The organism is Protofrankia sp. CiP1_Cm_nod4, from assembly GCF_982290645.1.
In genome coordinates, this window is record NZ_CEVIVC010000105.1 from 5,762 (window position 1) to 6,268 (window position 507).

Genomic DNA, 507 nt, shown 5'->3' on the forward strand with positions numbered 1-507 from the left:
AAGATCCACGATCCCGGCGAGCTCCGGCGCGCTGAGGACCGCGGCCGCCGCGGCCACCTCCCCACCGCCGGCCCGGTGAAAGGGCACGCCACCAGGACGCCCGGCGGATGCGGCGGCGGGATGGGAGAAGAGCACGTCACCAGGAGGCGCGTTGAGCACGTCACCAGGAGGCGCGTTGAGCACGTCACCGGGAGGCACGGTGGGCACGCCGCCAGAAAGGCCGACGGACACGGCACCGGGACGGTCGACAGGCACGTCGCCGGGACGGCGTGGGCGGTCACCGTCATACCGGGCACGATCACCGTCGACGGCCTGGCCCTCCGGCGGCTCGACGGCGGTGTCCGCGGCGCCGGGAGCCGCCGGCGTGCCGATCCGGGCCGGTTGGGCGGGCTTGCTGCTGGGCACGACCGAACACTACCGGCACCATCCGTCCCAGCCGGGAACACACGTCGACATCTTGCGATCGCACAGTGAACATGTTTGATCACACTATGGACAACCTGACGT

The 507-nt window shown here is 71.4% G+C and carries 1 pseudogene; it reads right to left on the reverse strand.

The features are described from left to right. Window positions 1-405, reverse strand: a pseudogene (locus AC5LSR_RS17740) (hypothetical protein); the annotation flags it as partial. Window positions 406-507: the final 102 nt, after the last annotated feature.